Source organism: Pseudomonas atagonensis (assembly GCF_011369485.1).
In the GTDB taxonomy this organism is placed as follows: domain Bacteria; phylum Pseudomonadota; class Gammaproteobacteria; order Pseudomonadales; family Pseudomonadaceae; genus Aquipseudomonas; species Aquipseudomonas atagonensis.
In genome coordinates this window covers 83,505-99,672 of sequence record NZ_VXCA01000002.1, presented here as the reverse complement: position 1 = coordinate 99,672, position 16,168 = coordinate 83,505, and the positions used below count along the sequence as shown (strand labels likewise).

15 protein-coding genes are annotated in these 16,168 nt (G+C 60.3%); 7 read left to right on the top strand and 8 right to left on the bottom strand.

Annotation, left to right across the window (positions count from 1 at the left end):
• Positions 1 to 57: 57 nt before the first annotated feature.
• Together lptG and lptF are read right to left on the bottom strand one after the other, a co-directional pair.
• Positions 58 to 1,119, bottom strand: a complete 1,062-nt coding sequence (lptG, locus tag F2P67_RS01055) for an LPS export ABC transporter permease LptG (RefSeq protein WP_166216290.1) — start codon at positions 1,117 to 1,119, stop codon at positions 58 to 60.
• Positions 1,112 to 2,233 (bottom strand): LPS export ABC transporter permease LptF, encoded by a 1,122-nt coding sequence (gene lptF, locus F2P67_RS01050; protein WP_166216287.1) that lies wholly within the window; start codon positions 2,231 to 2,233, stop codon positions 1,112 to 1,114. The genes lptG and lptF overlap by 8 nt, the downstream gene beginning before the upstream one ends.
• Positions 2,234 to 2,541: 308 nt before the next feature.
• On the opposite strand from lptF, the gene F2P67_RS01045 reads away from it, so the two are divergent.
• The 5 genes from F2P67_RS01045 (at position 2,542) to rlmF (ending at position 9,230) form a co-directional block, all read left to right on the top strand.
• Positions 2,542 to 4,032, top strand: coding sequence for a leucyl aminopeptidase (locus F2P67_RS01045; RefSeq protein WP_166216284.1), 1,491 nt, complete (start codon positions 2,542 to 2,544; stop codon positions 4,030 to 4,032).
• Between the two features lie 57 nt (positions 4,033 to 4,089).
• Positions 4,090 to 4,518 carry a DNA polymerase III subunit chi gene (locus tag F2P67_RS01040; protein ID WP_166216281.1) on the top strand — a complete coding sequence of 143 codons (429 nt, stop codon included), beginning with the start codon at positions 4,090 to 4,092 and terminating at the stop codon, positions 4,516 to 4,518.
• A gap of 8 nt (positions 4,519 to 4,526) precedes the next feature.
• Complete coding sequence (locus F2P67_RS01035) at positions 4,527 to 4,922, top strand: DNA polymerase III subunit chi (RefSeq protein WP_166216278.1); 396 nt, start codon at positions 4,527 to 4,529, stop codon at positions 4,920 to 4,922.
• 207 nt (positions 4,923 to 5,129) lie between these two features.
• On the top strand, positions 5,130 to 7,976 hold the full coding sequence (locus F2P67_RS01030; RefSeq protein WP_166216275.1) for a valine--tRNA ligase: 2,847 nt from the start codon (positions 5,130 to 5,132) through the stop codon (positions 7,974 to 7,976).
• Between the two features lie 234 nt (positions 7,977 to 8,210).
• On the top strand, positions 8,211 to 9,230 hold the full coding sequence (gene rlmF, locus F2P67_RS01025) for a 23S rRNA (adenine(1618)-N(6))-methyltransferase RlmF (RefSeq protein ID WP_166216255.1): 1,020 nt from the start codon (positions 8,211 to 8,213) through the stop codon (positions 9,228 to 9,230).
• Positions 9,231 to 9,423: 193 nt separating this feature from the next.
• Here the strand turns inward: rlmF and F2P67_RS01020 are convergent, their stop codons facing one another.
• Complete coding sequence (locus tag F2P67_RS01020) at positions 9,424 to 9,705, bottom strand: HU family DNA-binding protein (RefSeq protein WP_003221909.1); 282 nt, start codon at positions 9,703 to 9,705, stop codon at positions 9,424 to 9,426.
• A 396-nt stretch (positions 9,706 to 10,101) separates the two neighbouring features.
• Here F2P67_RS01020 and yejK point away from each other — a divergent pair, with 396 nt between their 5' ends.
• Positions 10,102 to 11,106 carry a nucleoid-associated protein YejK gene (yejK, locus tag F2P67_RS01015; protein WP_166216252.1) on the top strand — a complete coding sequence of 335 codons (1,005 nt, stop codon included), beginning with the start codon at positions 10,102 to 10,104 and terminating at the stop codon, positions 11,104 to 11,106.
• The gene (locus F2P67_RS01010) at positions 11,106 to 11,456 is read left to right on the top strand and encodes a glutaredoxin family protein (RefSeq protein ID WP_034154584.1); all 351 of its coding nucleotides are present in this window, start codon (positions 11,106 to 11,108) and stop codon (positions 11,454 to 11,456) included. Before yejK ends, F2P67_RS01010 begins: the two co-directional genes overlap by 1 nt.
• Positions 11,457 to 11,521: 65 nt before the next feature.
• On the opposite strand, the gene F2P67_RS01005 is transcribed toward F2P67_RS01010, so the two are convergent.
• From F2P67_RS01005 to F2P67_RS00985, 5 genes are all read right to left on the bottom strand, one after another.
• On the bottom strand, positions 11,522 to 12,457 hold the full coding sequence (locus tag F2P67_RS01005) for a glutathione S-transferase family protein (protein WP_166216249.1): 936 nt from the start codon (positions 12,455 to 12,457) through the stop codon (positions 11,522 to 11,524).
• A gap of 737 nt (positions 12,458 to 13,194) precedes the next feature.
• Positions 13,195 to 13,497 (bottom strand): GIY-YIG nuclease family protein, encoded by a 303-nt coding sequence (locus tag F2P67_RS01000; protein WP_166216246.1) that lies wholly within the window; start codon positions 13,495 to 13,497, stop codon positions 13,195 to 13,197.
• A gap of 39 nt (positions 13,498 to 13,536) precedes the next feature.
• On the bottom strand, positions 13,537 to 14,007 hold the full coding sequence (locus F2P67_RS00995) for a nuclear transport factor 2 family protein (protein ID WP_166216243.1): 471 nt from the start codon (positions 14,005 to 14,007) through the stop codon (positions 13,537 to 13,539).
• A gap of 121 nt (positions 14,008 to 14,128) precedes the next feature.
• Positions 14,129 to 15,421, bottom strand: a complete 1,293-nt coding sequence (locus F2P67_RS00990; protein WP_166216240.1) for a CynX/NimT family MFS transporter — start codon at positions 15,419 to 15,421, stop codon at positions 14,129 to 14,131.
• On the bottom strand, positions 15,411 to 16,070 hold the full coding sequence (locus tag F2P67_RS00985; RefSeq protein ID WP_166216238.1) for a FadR/GntR family transcriptional regulator: 660 nt from the start codon (positions 16,068 to 16,070) through the stop codon (positions 15,411 to 15,413). Before F2P67_RS00985 ends, F2P67_RS00990 begins: the two co-directional genes overlap by 11 nt.
• Between the last annotated feature and the right edge of the window lie 98 nt (positions 16,071 to 16,168).

Genomic DNA, 16,168 nt, shown 5'->3' with positions numbered 1-16,168 from the left:
CCCGATCTGTCGACCGAGGCGTTTTCAGGGGTTAAACGATGGATGAATGCTTGTTCATCAACCGGCTCGACGCAGCAGCCAGACACCTGCCAGCGCACAGACCCCGGCCGGCACCAGCACCGCAAACAGCGGCGAGAAACCGAACACCAGGCTCGACGGGCCAAGCAAATCCTGAACGATGCGGAAGGTGAAGCCCACCAACACACCGGTGAATACTCGCTGACCGAGGGTCACCGAACGCAGCGGACCAAAGATGAAAGAGATCGCCATCAACACCAGGGCAGCCGTCACCAACGGCTGCAACACCTTGACCCAAAATGCCAGCCAGTAGCGCCCGTTGCTCAGGCCCTGTTCGGACAGGTAGTGGATGTAACCCCACAGACCCGAAATCGACAGCGTTTCCGGGGTCATGACCACGGTGCTCAAAAGTTGCGGGCTCAATGCGACATCCCAGCGCTCGCTCGGTGTATTCACCACTTCGGTGCTGCGCTCATGAAACACCGTGGTCGCCACATCGGTGAGCTGCCAGTGCGTGCCGTCAAACTCGGCCTTTTTGGCGAAGCTCGAACTCAGCAGGTGGCGCTCCTTATCGAAGTGATAGCGGGTCACGCCATACAACAAGCCATTCGGCTGTACGGCGTTGATGTGGATGAACTCCTCACCCTGACGGTGCCACATACCGTGTTTGGCGCTTTGCGCATCGCCGGTGCCTTGAGCCAGAGAGCGATTGGCCTGGGCCATGCTTTCCGTGGCCGGAGCAACATACTCACCGATCAACACGCCGGCCAGCATCAGCACCAGCATCGGCTTCATTACTGCCCAGACGATACGGCCGATGGAAACACCCGCCGCGCGCATGACCGTCAGCTCACTGCTGCTGGCCAGACTGCCGAGGCCGATCAGGCAGCCGATCAGCGCCGCCATTGGCAGCATCTCATAGAGACGGCGCGGCGCGGTGAGCACAACAAAGCTCAAGACATCCACCAGGGTGTAGGTGTCACTGACGTCACCCATCTCGTCGATGAAGGCAAACAGGGTCGCCAGACCCAGAATGATTGCCAGCACGGCGATGATCGCCATGAGTACACTGCTGCCGATGTAGCGGTCGAGTTTAACCACGGGCCACCTCCAGCGCGGCAGCACGACGACTGGCCATCTTCAGGCGCAAAGGCTCCCAGTACAGCAAGCCGAGGCCGATGAACAGGAAGATCGCGTGCACCCACCACAAGCCGAGGGCCGCTGGAATCTTGCCTTTTTCAAGGGCGCCGCGGGCGGCAATCAGGATGGTCAGGTAAGCCATATAAAGAAGAATCGCCGGCAGCAACTTGAGGAAACGCCCCTGGCGCGGGTTGACGCGCGACAGCGGCACCGCCATCAGGGTCACGATGAACACCAGTAATGGCAGGGACATACGCCATTGCAGTTCGGTTTTCGAGCGGATGTCGTCACTGCCCAGCAAGCTCGATGTCGGCATGGCGTCGCGGTCGGTGACTTCTTCGCTGACGTCCGGTTTTGGCAGCAACACGCCGTAGGTTTCGTAATGGATGGCGCGGTAATCCGCCTGACCCGGGCTGCCATCGTAGCGATAGCCGTTGTCGAGGATCAGGTAGCGATTGCCGTCGGAACGGACTTCCTGACGCCCCTTTTCGGCCACCAGCACGGAGATCCCGCGATCCTTTTGATCAGCACCGAGGTTCTTCTGCGAAATGAATACGCTGCCCAGATTGACCCGGTCGTCGCTCAGGGTTTCGGTGTAGGTCACCCGGGTACCGTCACGCAGCGCCTGGAAGCGACCCGGTTCGAGAGTGTCGAATTCGGTCAACGCGTCCTGTTTGTTCAGCAGCAACTGGAACTGGTTGGCGCCTTGCGGGGCCAGGCCCAGGCTCAGCCATGCCACGACCAATGCCACCAGCGTCGCCGGAAACAGGGTCATGCGCAGCAGGCGTTGCTGGCTCATGCCGGTCGCCGAGAGCACGGTCATTTCACTTTCGAGGTACAGGCGACCGTAAGCCAGCAGGATCCCGAGAAACAGGCCCAGCGGCAGGATCAGTTGGAGGAAACCCGGCAGGCGATAGCCCATGATCAGGAACAGCGAGCCCGGATCGAGCTGGCCGGCAGCGGCCTGAGCGAGGTATTTGATGAAACGACCGCTCATGATGATGACCAGCAGCACGGCACTCACGGCACTGAGGGTCAACAGGACTTCGCGGGACAGATAACGGAAGACGATCAAACCAGACACTCCAGGGTTGTCAGGCTAAGGCGGCCAAACAAGCAAACACATCGACCGGCCCGCAACGCAGAGCCGTCGAAAAAAGATGCGGCATTATCCTGTGATTGGGGGCGGCTGTCACTGCGCACACTCATCGGCTTGCGCATTACGTTGAAGATCGTACAACCGAGGGTTGTCAGGCGCGGGGAGCGAGGTTCAAACTGCGGCCCTTGTCGCAGGCTTTGGCCTGCGCCTCTTCTATCTATAAGCAGGCGACTGCGGACACCGTCGAACGCCTGCATGTTGACCATTCATTCAGGGATCCGGACATGGAACTGGTTGTAAAAAGCGTTAGCCCAGAAACGTTGAAAACCGCCACCCTGGTGGTTGCCGTCGGCGAAGGCCGCAAACTCGGCGTCGCCGCCAAACAGGTCGACGAACTGAGCGGCGGCGCGATCAGCGCGGTACTCAAGCGTGGCGATCTGGCCGGCAAAGTTGGCCAAAGCCTGTTGCTGCACAGCCTGCCGAACCTGAAAGCCGACCGCGTACTGCTGGTCGGCGTGGGCAAGGATGAAGAACTGGGCGACCGTCCGTTCCGCAAAATCGTTGCCGGCATCCTCAATACCCTGAAAGGCCTGGGCGGCAGCGACGCCGTGCTGGCGCTGGATGAAATTATTGTTAAAAACCGTGACAGTTACGGCAAGACCCGTCTGCTGGCCGAAACCCTGGTGGATGGCGAATATTCTTTCGACCAGTTCAAGAGCCAGAAAGCCGAGCCCCGTGCACTGAAGAAAATCACCCTGTTGACCATCAAGGCTGCACAAGCCGAAGTGCAGCGCGCGGTGAATCACGCCACTGCGATCGCCAACGGCATGGCGTTCACCCGTGACCTGGGCAACCTGCCGCCGAACATCTGCCACCCGACGTTCCTCGGCGAACAAGCCAAGAACCTGGGCAAAGAGTTCAAGGATCTGAAAGTCGAAGTGCTCGACGAGAAGAAGATCAAGTCGCTGGGCATGGGCTCGTTCTACGCCGTCGGCCAGGGCAGCGCCCAGCCGCCACGCCTGATCGTCATGCAATACAACGGCGGCAAGAAGTCCGAGAAGCCGTACGCACTGGTCGGCAAAGGCATCACCTTCGACACCGGCGGCATCAGCCTGAAGCCGGGCGCCGGCATGGACGAAATGAAATACGACATGGGCGGCGCTGCCTCCGTGTTCGGTACCCTGCGTGCCGTTCTCGAACTGAAACTGCCGATCAACCTGGTGTGCATCCTCGCCTGCGCCGAAAACATGCCAAGCGGCAATGCGACCCGTCCGGGCGACATCGTCACCACCATGAGCGGCCAGACCGTGGAAATCCTCAACACCGACGCCGAAGGCCGTCTGGTGCTGTGCGACGCCCTGACCTACTCCGAGCGCTTCAAGCCGCAAGCGGTGATCGACATCGCCACCCTGACCGGCGCTTGCGTGGTCGCACTGGGCGCCCACACTTCGGGCCTGCTGGGCAACAACGACGAACTGATCGGCCAACTGCTGAGCGCCGGCAAGGCTGCCGACGACCGCGCCTGGCAACTGCCGCTGTTCGACGAGTACCAGGAGCAACTGGACAGCCCGTTCGCCGACATCGCCAACATCGGTGGGCCGAAGGCCGGCACCATCACCGCCGCGTGCTTCCTGTCGCGCTTCACCAAGAACCTCAACTGGGCGCACCTGGACATCGCGGGCACCGCGTGGACCAGCGGCGGCAAGGACAAGGGCGCCACTGGCCGTCCGGTGCCGTTGCTGACCCAGTACCTGCTGGATCGCGCCAAGGCCTGAAACTGCTGACGGGCGGCGTCACTCTCGGGTGACGCCGCTTACCGCTCTGGAACCGCAATGACCAAAGTCGACTTTTATATCCTGCCCAGCGCCGATCCTTCGGCACGCCTGGACTTTGCCTGCAAGCTCACCGAAAAAGCCTGGCGCATGGGCCACCGCATCTACCTGCATTGCAGCGACGCGGCCCAGCGTGACGATCTCGATGCGCGCCTGTGGGCATTCAAGGGCGAAACGTTCGTGCCCCACGGCCCGGCTGACAGCGAACCGGACGGTCTGATTGTGTTGGGATTGGGTGATGACTGCGGCGAGCATCAGGATTTGCTGGTCAATCTCGACTTGAAAGTCCCGGCTTTCGCCAACAAGTTCGCCCGAGTGGCGGAAGTGGTGGTCGAAGATCCGACGATTCGTGCGGCCGCGCGGGAGAGTTTTCGCTTCTACCGCGAACAGGGCTATCCTCTGCAAGATCACCGATTACAGCGACTCTGAGCATTCCAATGGACACTCCGAAACCGCAGCAAAAGCCGACACATCTGCTGGACGATCTCGAATCGATCCGCCAGTTGCTCGGCGATGACAACCTGCAACCGCCACTGCTGACCGACACGGTCGATGAGGGTGAGCAGGAACAGATTCCAATGTTGTTCGACTCGGTTGGCAACGAGCCAGCGGTCGTCGAACCACAACCGGCTCCCGCCCCGGCGCCTGCCGCGCAACCTGCCGCCACCGTCGACAAAGGCCCGGACGCCCTGCTGCACCTGGACAGCGAACTGCGCGCCGCCGCGCAATTGATCATGCAGGACGTGATCGACGACTTCGCGCCGCACATCGAAACCGAAATCAAACGCCGCCTCGAGGCGCGGATGGAACGGTTGCTCAGCCAATACGATTAATCGGGGCGCCCCCCTGTGGCGAGGGGATTTATCCCCGCTGGGTCGCGTAGGGGCCCCTGCTCTTCATTCACAATACCCATTTATCTGGATAACGTCTGCTGCGCAGCCGAACGGGGATAAATCCCCTCGCCACAGTCGCCCTCGGCCCCATGCCCCGCTATACTTCCCGGCTTTTCCTGAATAAATGCCAATAGGGTCCCGCCGCGCATGGATAAGACCTACCAGCCGCACGCCATTGAAACTTCCTGGTACAACACCTGGGAGTCCGAGAACTATTTCGCACCGCAAGGCGCGGGCGATTCCTACACCATCATGATCCCGCCGCCGAACGTCACCGGCAGCCTGCACATGGGTCACGGTTTCAACAACGCGATCATGGATGCCCTGATCCGTTTCCGCCGCATGCAGGGTCGCAACACCCTGTGGCAGCCGGGCACCGACCACGCCGGTATCGCCACGCAGATGCTGGTCGAGCGTCAACTCGAAGCCACCGGCCAGAACCGTCACGATCTGGGCCGCGAGAAATTCCTCGAGAAAGTCTGGGAGTGGAAGGATCAGTCCGGCGGCAACATCAGCCGTCAGATCCGCCGTCTCGGCTCGTCCGTGGACTGGAGCCGCGAGCGCTTCACCATGGACGACGGCCTCTCGGAAGCCGTTAAAGAGGCGTTCGTGCGCCTGCACGAGGACGGCCTGATCTATCGCGGCAAGCGCCTGGTCAACTGGGACACCAAACTGCACACGGCGATTTCCGACCTCGAAGTGGAAAACCACGACGAGAAAGGTTTCCTGTGGAACCTGAAGTACCCGCTGGCCGACGGCGCGAAAACCGCTGAAGGCAATGACTTCCTGATCGTCGCGACCACCCGTCCGGAAACCATGCTCGGCGACTCCGCCGTGGCGGTTAACCCGAACGACGAGCGCTACAAAGCCCTGATCGGCAAATTTGTCGAGCTGCCGCTGGTCGGCCGCCGCATTCCGATCATCGCCGACGATTACTGCGATCCAGAATTCGGCACCGGTTGCGTGAAAATCACCCCGGCCCACGACTTCAACGACTACGAAGTCGGCAAGCGCCACAACCTGCCGCTGCTGAACATCTTCGACAAGAACGCCAACGTGCTGCCAGCCGCTCAGGTGTTCAACCTCGACGGCACGCTGAACGAGAGCATCGACGGCAAAATCCCGGCCGAGTACGCCGGTCTCGAGCGTTTCGAAGCGCGTAAGCAGATCGTTGCTGCGTTCGACGCCGCCGGTCTGCTGGTCAGCGTCGACGACCACAACCTGAAAGTGCCGAAAGGCGACCGCTCCGGCACCGTCATCGAGCCGTGGCTGACCGACCAGTGGTACGTGTCCACTAAACCGCTGGCCGAGCCTGCGATTGCTGCCGTTGAAGACGGTCGCATCCAGTTTGTGCCGAAGCAGTACGAAAACATGTACTTCTCGTGGATGCGCGACATCCAGGACTGGTGCATCAGCCGTCAGCTGTGGTGGGGCCACCGGATTCCGGCCTGGTACGACGAGTCGGGCAAGGTCTACGTCGGTCGCGACGAAGCCGAAGTGCGCGCCAAGCACAATCTCGGCCCGGATGTAGCGCTGCAACAGGACAACGACGTACTCGACACTTGGTTCAGTTCGGGACTGTGGACGTTCTCCACCCTGGGCTGGCCGGAAAAGACCGAGTTCCTGAAGAAATTCCACTCCACCGACGTGCTGGTCACCGGCTTCGACATCATTTTCTTCTGGGTCGCCCGGATGATCATGCTGACGATGCACCTGATCAAGAACGAGGACGGCACCCCGCAGGTTCCGTTCAAAACCGTTTACGTACATGGTCTAGTGCGCGATGGCCAGGGCCAGAAGATGTCCAAGTCCAAGGGCAACGTCCTTGACCCGCTGGACATCATCGACGGTATCGAGCTGGAAGAGCTGGTGCAGAAACGCACCTCCGGCATGATGCAGCCCAAACTGGCGAAGAAGATCGAGAAGCAGACCCGCGACGAGTTCGCCGACGGCATCGCCAGCTACGGCACTGACGCCCTGCGCTTCACCTTCTGCTCGCTGGCATCCACCGGTCGCGACATCAAGTTCGACATGGGCCGCGTCGAAGGCTATCGCAACTTCTGCAACAAGATCTGGAACGCCGCGCGTTATGTTCTGGACAAGGGCGAAGACTGCGGCCAGAACGGCGAAGCCTACGAGCTGTCGCTGGCGGATCGCTGGATCATCTCGCAGCTGCAACGCACCGAAGCCGAAGTGACTCGTCAACTGGATCAGTTCCGTTTCGACCTGGCGGCACAAGCGCTGTACGAGTTCATCTGGAACCAGTACTGCGACTGGTACCTGGAACTGTCCAAGCCTGTGCTGTGGGACGAAAACGCGCCGGTCGAACGTCAGCGCGGCACCCGTCGCACGCTGGTGCGCGTACTGGAAGTGGCACTGCGTCTGGCGCATCCATTCATGCCGTTCATCACGGAAGAAATCTGGCAGCGCATCGCGCCGCTGGCCGGCATTCAGGGCAAGACGATCATGCTGCAAGCATGGCCGGTGGCCAACGAAGAACGCATCGATCCGGCCGCCGAAGACGACATCGAATGGCTCAAGGGCCTGATGCTCGGCACGCGTAACATCCGTGGCGAAATGAACATCGGCCCGGGCAAACCGCTGCCGATCTACCTGAAGAACGTCAGCGCTGAAGACCAGCGTCGCCTGACCGAGAACGAAGCGCTGCTGAAGAAGCTGGCGCGTCTGGAATCGATCACCGTTCTCGCCGCTGGCGAAGAAGCGCCGCTGTCCGCCACCGCTCTGGTAGGCGAGATGGAAGTGCTGGTGCCGATGGCCGGTCTGATCGACAAGGGCGCCGAGCTGGCGCGTCTGGACAAGGAAATCCTGCGTCTGCAGGGCGAAGTCCAGCGTGTTGGCGGCAAACTGTCCAACGCCGGTTTCGTTGACAAGGCTCCGGCCGAAGTCATCGAGAAAGAGCGCGCCAAACTGACCGAAGCCGAACAGGCTCTGGGCAAGCTAGCCGAGCAGCACGCGCGGATTTCCAGCCTGTAAGGGCAATGCGCAATGAAACAGGGAGGCCCGCAATGGCCTCCCTTTTTTGTTCAAGAATCACCACAAATCTCCTGTGGGAGCGGGCTTGCTCGCGAAAGCGGTGTGTCCGTCGACAAATCCGCTGGATGTGAAACCACCTTCGCGAGCAAGCCCGCCCCCACAGTTTGAACGGAGTTGCCCTCAGATGTGGGACAATAGCCGCCACTTTCAGCCATACCCGAATCGACAACGCCCATGAACGCCCCACGTACACCGAAACCTGCGCGCAAGAAGCCTGACTCCGCCACCCCGGCCAAGCCCGTGGAGCCGCGTAAAGAGGCCAGCCTGCACCCGCGCAATCGCCATCAGGGTCGTTACGACTTCCCGGCGCTGATCAAGACCACGCCGGAACTGGCGAAGTTCGTGATCATCAATCCGTACGGCAAGGAGAGTATCGACTTCGCCAGCCCGGACGCGGTGCGTGTGTTCAACCGGGCGCTGCTCAAGTCGTTCTACGGCATTCAGCATTGGGACATTCCGGCCGATTATCTGTGCCCGCCGGTGCCGGGTCGCGCCGATTACGTGCACTTCCTCGCGGACCTTTTGGCCAGCATGAACGACGGCAAGGTGCCGCGCGGTGCGATCGTCAACGTGCTGGACATCGGCATGGGCGCCAACTGCGTGTATCCGCTGATCGGTAACAGCGAATACCGCTGGCACTTCCTCGGCTCGGAAATCGACCCGACGGCTGTGGCTGCCGCCAGAGCCATCGTCCAGTCGAACGATCTGAGCAAGGTCATCAAGCTGCGTCAGCAGGAAAACCGCAAGCACATCCTGATCGGCCTGCTGGAGCCGGGCGAGCGTTTTGACCTGACCATGTGCAACCCGCCGTTCCACGCCTCGATGGATGAAGCGACCAAGGGCAGCGAACGCAAATGGCGCGCACTGGGCAAGGCCGATCCAAAACGCAAACTGCCGGTGCTGAACTTCGGCGGCCAGTCGGCCGAGCTATGGTGTGAAGGCGGCGAAGCACGTTTCGTGACGCAACTGATCGCCGAAAGCGCAAACTTCCAGCACAAGGTCCTGTGGTTCAGCACGCTAGTGTCGAAAGCCTCCAACCTGCCGGCGATCGAGACCGCGCTGAAGAAGGCCGGCGTGCTGGAAAGTCAGGTCGTCGAGATGTCGCAGGGGCAGAAGCAGAGCCGCTTCGTCGCCTGGACCTTCCAGACCAAGTCCGAGCAGCAGATCTGGCGTCGCGAGCGCTGGACCCGCTAACACGGATTTACTTGTGGGAGCGGGCTTGCTCGCGAATGCAGTTTATCAGTCGACACTGAAGGTGACTGGCCCACCGCTTTCGCGAGCAAGCCCGCTCCCACATTGGTTTGCGGTGTTGCAGTCATAGCCAAATCGCAGGCACAAAAAAACCGTGCCCGGATCGCTCCGGAGCACGGTTTTTTATCGCTGCGTCTTACTTGTTCACAGCGTCGGTCAGGCCTTTGGCCACAACCAGCTTGATCACTTTCTTGGCAGGGATTTCGATGGCAGCGCCAGTCGAAGGGTTACGGCCAGTGCGGGCAGGACGCTCGGTCACTTTCAGCTTGCCGATACCTGGCAAGGTGATTTCGCCGCCGTTTTCCAGCTGATCAGCAACGATTTGGCCCAGTTGGTCCAGAGCGTTACGCGCGGTGGTTTTCGGCGCGTCGATAGCTTCAGCGATGTCGGCGATCAGTTGGTCTTTAGTAAGAGCCATGTAGTGTTCCTTCCCTATCAAATTCATATGGATTGCAGAGTGCAGTGTCAGCCATCGAGCCCGATCTTCTGGATCTGGCACCCTCGGCGATAACCACGACGAGTCGGGGTTATAGATACCGAAATCAGGGTTTGGTTCGACCTGACAAATGCTGAATGCACGCTTAACGCAGTGACTTCGCGTAAGACCGGGCAAAACTAGCACAGAGACGGGGAAATATCCGCCTCTAGCTACCCATTTGGTCAGCTTTATTGCTCTAAATCGGTAAAAAAACGTCTATGCGTCAGTGTGCGCCCCGGTTTTGCCCGGCAACCCGCTCCAAAACCAGTGGTTGCGGTACACTGGGCGCTTTTTCGGGGGAGCCTGCCCTCCTCCCTTCCAACAGCCGAGAAGCCCATGCCGATCCGTCATTGCATCGTCCACCTGATCGACAAAAAACCCGACGGCACGCCCGCAGTTCTGCACGCCCGTGACACGGAGCTGGCCGAGTCCGCAGCCATCGAGAACATGCTCGCCGACCTCAACGAGAGCTACAACGCCAAACAGGGCAAAGCCTGGGGCCTGTTCCACCCGGAGTCCGGTGCGTTCCCGTTCAGCGGCTGGCTGAAGGAATACATGGAGGGCGGCAAAGACTTCACCGCGTTCAGCAAAGTCGCGGTCGAACATCTGCAGAAGTTGATGGAAGAGTCGAACCTGTCGGTCGGTGGTCACGTGCTGTTCGCCCACTACCAGCAAGGCATGACCGATTACCTGGCCATCGCCCTGCTGCACCACAGCGAAGGCGTGGCCGTCACGGACGAACTGGACGTAACCCCGTCGCGTCACCTGGACCTCGGCCAGTTGCACCTCGCGGCGCGAATCAACATCTCCGAGTGGCAGAACAACAAGCAGTCCAAGCAGTACATTTCGTTCATCAAGGGCAAGAACGGCAAAAAGGTCTCGGAGTACTTTCGCGACTTCATCGGCTGCCAGGAAGGCGTCGACGGCCCGGGCGAGACCCGCACGCTGCTCAAGGCCTTCAGCGATTTCGTCGAGAGCGAAGACCTGCCGGAAGATTCCGCCCGCGAGAAAACCAAGACCCTGGTCGATTACGCCAGCAGCCAGGCCAAGCTCGGCGAACCGATGGGCCTTGAAGAGCTCTCGGAGCTGATCGACGAAGAACGCCCGAAAGCTTTCTACGACCACATCCGCAACAAGGACTACGGCCTGTCGCCGGAGATTCCGGCAGATAAACGCACGCTCAATCAGTTCCGTCGCTTTACCGGCCGCGCCGAAGGCCTGTCGATCAGTTTCGAAGCGCACCTGCTGGGTTCGAAGATTGAATACGACGAAGAGGCTGGCACTCTGGTGATCAAAGGCCTGCCGACCTCGCTCACCGATCAGTTGAAGCGGCGCAACTGATGCTTGGCAATGTGCTGAAGAAGGTCGCGCTGGTTCTGCTGGTGGTCGTGGTCTATCAGAACTGGGGCAAGATCGAGCGGGTGTTCAATCCGTCGCAAATGGTCGCGGAACAGACGCGGGCGCAGGCCAATGTCGTGCTGTATGCCACCGACTGGTGCGGCTACTGCAAGCAGACCAAGCGTTTTCTCGACAGCAAGGGGATTCCTTTCAAGGAGTTCGATATCGAGAAGGATGCCGAAGCGCGCAAGGCGTATGAGGCATTGGGCGGGCGCGGGATTCCGTTGATCGACGTGAATGGCACGTTGATTCGCGGGTTTGATCCGGACGAGATCCTCGCCGCCCTCAAATAACCCTTTGGGTGCACCCAAAACCTTGTGGAGAGGGGTAAGCCCCCTCGCCACAAGCCATGCGTGAATTATTTGGCCTCGATGCGGAAACCAAAACGCGGGAAGTGCACGTGCACCACGCCACCGCGCTCGTCTTCACGACGTATGATCAGCTCTTCACGCCCGGCAAACAGCAACTCCCCAACCACTGGATCAACACCGTAATCCGTTGCGGCAATCGCCACTTGCTGTCCAGCCTTGAAGCCATTCGGATCGACGAACTGCTCATCCGGCAATGCCGCTGGCGTCGCGTTGCGTGCCACTTCCAGCGCTTCCTCGGAGGTCATCGCGCTCGCCGCACCGTGGCCGAAGCCCAGCACGCGCCCCAGCCACGCGGCGACTGCCGGATACTCGTCCACCAGCGGTGCGGTCACATGGGTCGCCTTGAGAAACCACATAGGGTGCGCCAGCGCAAAGTCGGCAATCGACGGTTCACCAAACAGGAAGTCACCCTGCTCGCGCTGTAACTGCTGCTCCAGACGAGCCAGGATCGTCGGCCATTGGTGCCTGGCCTGCTCGGCGGACAATCGGGTGGCGCTGCCACCACTGAACAGCCCGGCGCGGTCGGCCATAAAGGCTTTGATCGCTTCCGGCGGCAATTTACCGAAACGCACAGCCACTGATTCCGGCTGGAACACCAGGCTGACGGCGTGCTGGAACACTACCGAATCCGCCCACGCCGCGAAACTCGCGGCAATCATTTCCTGACCTTCCGGAAAAAACGCCGGCAGGGCTTTTTCCTGCTCCAGACGTTGTGCGATCAGGGAGGTGTCGCAGTAGATATCGGCGCCGATCTGCAGCACCGGCGTTTTGCGGTAGCCGCCAGTCAGCGCGGTCAGATCAGGTTTTGGCATCACCGGCGAGATGTGCACCGAATGCCAGGACAAGCCTTTGAAACCCAGCAGCAGGCGGGCCTTTTCGGCAAATGGAGAAGTCGGGTAATGATGCAGAATCAACTCGGACATGCTCGGCTCCGCCGCTCAGAAAGTGAGTCGGCAGCTTAGCGCGCATTTTGTTAGCAGCCTACAGATCTGGCTGATGGGAACCGATCAGTCAGATTGATAAGACATCTGCAACCTTGCGAAAAAACCGCCTCAGCCGAAACCGAGGCGGTCATTCTCACGTCGACAATCCTTACATCAGATCATCGAAGTGATCTCGCAGGAACTCGTAAAAGCGAAACGCCTTTAACGACCTCCATACGAGGCTCAGAGTACGCAGCAAAAGCTTCATACGTTTTGGCCTCCGGTTGGGGGCCAAACCTCCAGCGTGCTTACCGGACCGCGTACGCCTTCGGAAGACACGTCAATATCCCCTGTGAGGCGGCCGGTTGTGATACCCCCTGAAAAATCATTCCGGCACGGGAGCAACTCCGTGTCAGAGGGCATGAAACCGTTACGCCGATCGGCCAGACCTCAATGGTTGCACTGTCATGTGAGCGGACGGATCGTAATCGGGTTTCTGAACCTTCGCTTAAACAAATAACTCAAAATTGAGTTTTTGGGTAGGCGTGTCTTCAGGCTTGCTCAGTGACGCAAAGAGGAATACTCTCCGCCTACGTCAATATCTCCTGTGAGATCAGTAAACCCGGCCGCAAACCGGCGTTTACAGAAAAACCGCCCCGCAAAGGCGGTTTTTTTTCGCCTGTCGTTTGCCTGAGTGGTCGCTTTGACGTGCAAGGATTTCTACCGTTCGCATCAGATCAATCAGGCCGATAAGACTCCACCAGGCATTCCTTGGCGCTTTTCCTGAGCTTCTTGATCAGCCGCTCCTGGCGCAAGGCGTCGCTCTTGTCTAGACACAATTCGGTGTAGACCAGCGCCGTCGCCGGGCTGGACAGAAAGAACCGCGCGCCTTTGCCGCTTTGATGCTTGGCGAAACGGCGGACGGGATCGTCACTGATCCCGCAATACAAGGAACCATTGGCCGCGCGTACGAGGTAGACGAACCAGGATTTGCTCACTGGTTCGGCAACGTCGGCAGGTTTTTCGCTAAGGCTGGTCACTTGGGGATCAGGGCTTGTAGGAAACAGCTCGCGATCTTATCAGCGGGCGGCCTGAAATGCCTTCAATCCCTTCAACGCCTGAGCGCGTACGGCGTTGCGCACCAGTGGCGTCCAGCCCAACAGCAAACCTTTGAAACCCAGTGCCTGACGCGACCAGCGCCACAGGTCGAAGTGGTCGTGGTGTTCGCAGATCTTGCCGTCGCGGAAGACGAAGCGCGCCTGGATATCGTTGATAACGACGTTGCCGGTCTGACTGAACAGATAAGTCGCCACCCAATGGGCGCCGCCGCTGCGCTCGTCGGCGCGGACGTTGTCGAAGGTCAGGGAGAAGTCTTTGGCGCGTGTGGTGAGCATGCGCCACATGTCGCCGGCATCGCGCCCGCGCAACTCGCCGAACGCCGGATCGCTGAAGAGCACATCGTCGGTGTAACACGCGGCCATGGCCTCGGCATCGAGGCGCTGGAAAGCCTGGTAAAAACGGGTGATCAACGCGGCGTGGGCTTCACTCACGGGCAAACTCCAGGAAACGGACAGAATGCCATCACGATAATCTGCAACGCGCTGAAACACTATCGGCATTCGCCATTCGAATACCCATAGCATTCCAGAGACACACACATGTGGGAGCGCGTCAGATCTTCTCGCTCTGCACCTGCACGTACAACGCACGACCGGCGCCGAGCCCGGCGATGATCGCAGCACAACCGATAATGCCGAAGATCCAGCCCACCGCGTTCCAGCCACCGGTCCAGTCATGCACCACGCCAACCGCGAACGGCCCCATCGACGCGAGGGTGTAGCCGAAGCCCTGGGACATGCTCGACAGGTTCGCCGCGACATGGGAATCACGCGAGCGCAGCACGATCAGCGTCAGCGCGAGACTGAACGTGCCGCCCTGCCCCAGCCCCAGCAGGATCGCCCAGCCCCACAGGCCTTCAATCGGCGCGTATAGGCAACCGAACAAACCGCCGAGGGTCAGCGCCATCACCACCACAATCGCCAGACGTTGATCTTTGCCTCGGGTTGCCAGCCAGGGCGCGGCCAGCGAACTGGCGAGCTGGATGATGACCGAACCGGACAACACCAGGCCCGCCTGAGTCGGGGTCAGGCCACGGCCGATCAGAATCGATGGCAACCAGCCGAACACGATGTACGCCAGCGACGATTGCAGGCCCATGTACAACGTCACCTGCCACGCCAGCGGATCACGCAACAATCCGCGCACGCGATACGCCACGTTGTGCGCGCCGTGCTTCTGGCCGACTTGCGGCAACCAGAACACAGCGGCCACCAGCGCCGGAATGACCCAGAACCCCAGACCCAGCGCCCAGCTGTTGTCGAAGTGTTCGCTCAACGGCACGGTCGAACCCGCCGCCATCGCCGCGCCCAGACACAGCGCCATGGTGTACACACCGGTCATGGTGCCGGCATGTTTGGCGAAGTCGCGTTTGACGATTCCCGGCAGCAGCACGCCGATGATGCCGATGCTGGCGCCGCCCAATACGCTGCCGGCGAACAGACCGATTTCACCGAAGTTGCTGCGCAGGATGATGCCGCCGGCCAGGGTCAACAGAATCCCCAACACCACCCGCTCGGCGCCGAAACGTCGCGCCAGGATCGGCGCCAGCGGTGCGAACAGCCCCAGGCACAGCACCGGCAACGTGGTCAGCAGACCGGCCTGAGCGGCAGACAAGCCAAGGCTTTTCGACACTTCACTGAGCAACGGCGCCATGCTCGACAGCGCCGGCCGCAGGTTCAGCGCGACCAGAATCAGGCCCAGCAGCAACAGCCACGGTCGCCGGATCAGCGGATGACTTTGCTGCACTTGCTCGTCATCGGCCTCGGCGTCTATCAGCAGTTCTTCAAGTTTCGGGGCTGTGGATAAATCACTGCGGGACATGGGTTTCTCGGTTTCAAGGTTCATTGATCAACTGCCTCGACAAAGCTTTGGCCCGTTCCGGGTCGCGCTGTTCGACCGCATCGAGCAACTCGATGTGCAGATCGAACACTTCCTGACGGCGCGGGACGATGTTCAGCGTCTGGCGCAATTGCGCGCCGACGATGCTGGAAAAATAGCGATACAGCTCGCTGAGGGTCGGGTTGTGTGCGGCATCGACCAGACGACGGTGAAACACCAGATCGCAGGCGATGTAAGTGTCGAGGTCGCCGTGGTAATGGCTGCCGCTGGTGCCGAGCGCTTCGCGCAAGGCGATGAGGTCTTCATCGGTGCGGCGCATCGCTGCCAGACCGATGGCCTCGACTTCGAGGATGTGCCGGGTTTCCCGCGCCTGCTCCAGCGAGCAACGGGACAACGCCTTGAGCGTGTCCAGCGGATCGACCACCGCGCGCAGATAACTGCCGTCGCCCTGACGGATCTCGATCAACCCGGAAAACGCCAATACGCGCATGGCTTCACGCACCGTGTTGCGGCTGATGCCCAGCTCGGCGCACAGCTCAGGTTCGGTCGGCAAACGTTCGCCGACCTGCCAGACACCGCTGTTGATGCGCTGACGCAACTGATCCAGAGCCTGATCGACCAGGGATCGTTTAATAAGTGGAGAAATTTCTGACATAGGATTCGCCCTTTCATCCAATCATAGGATGAATTTACTGACATGTTAGTCAGCCAGCCAAATCGGCACAAGGGGCAAATCGCAGCCAAAAATAAACC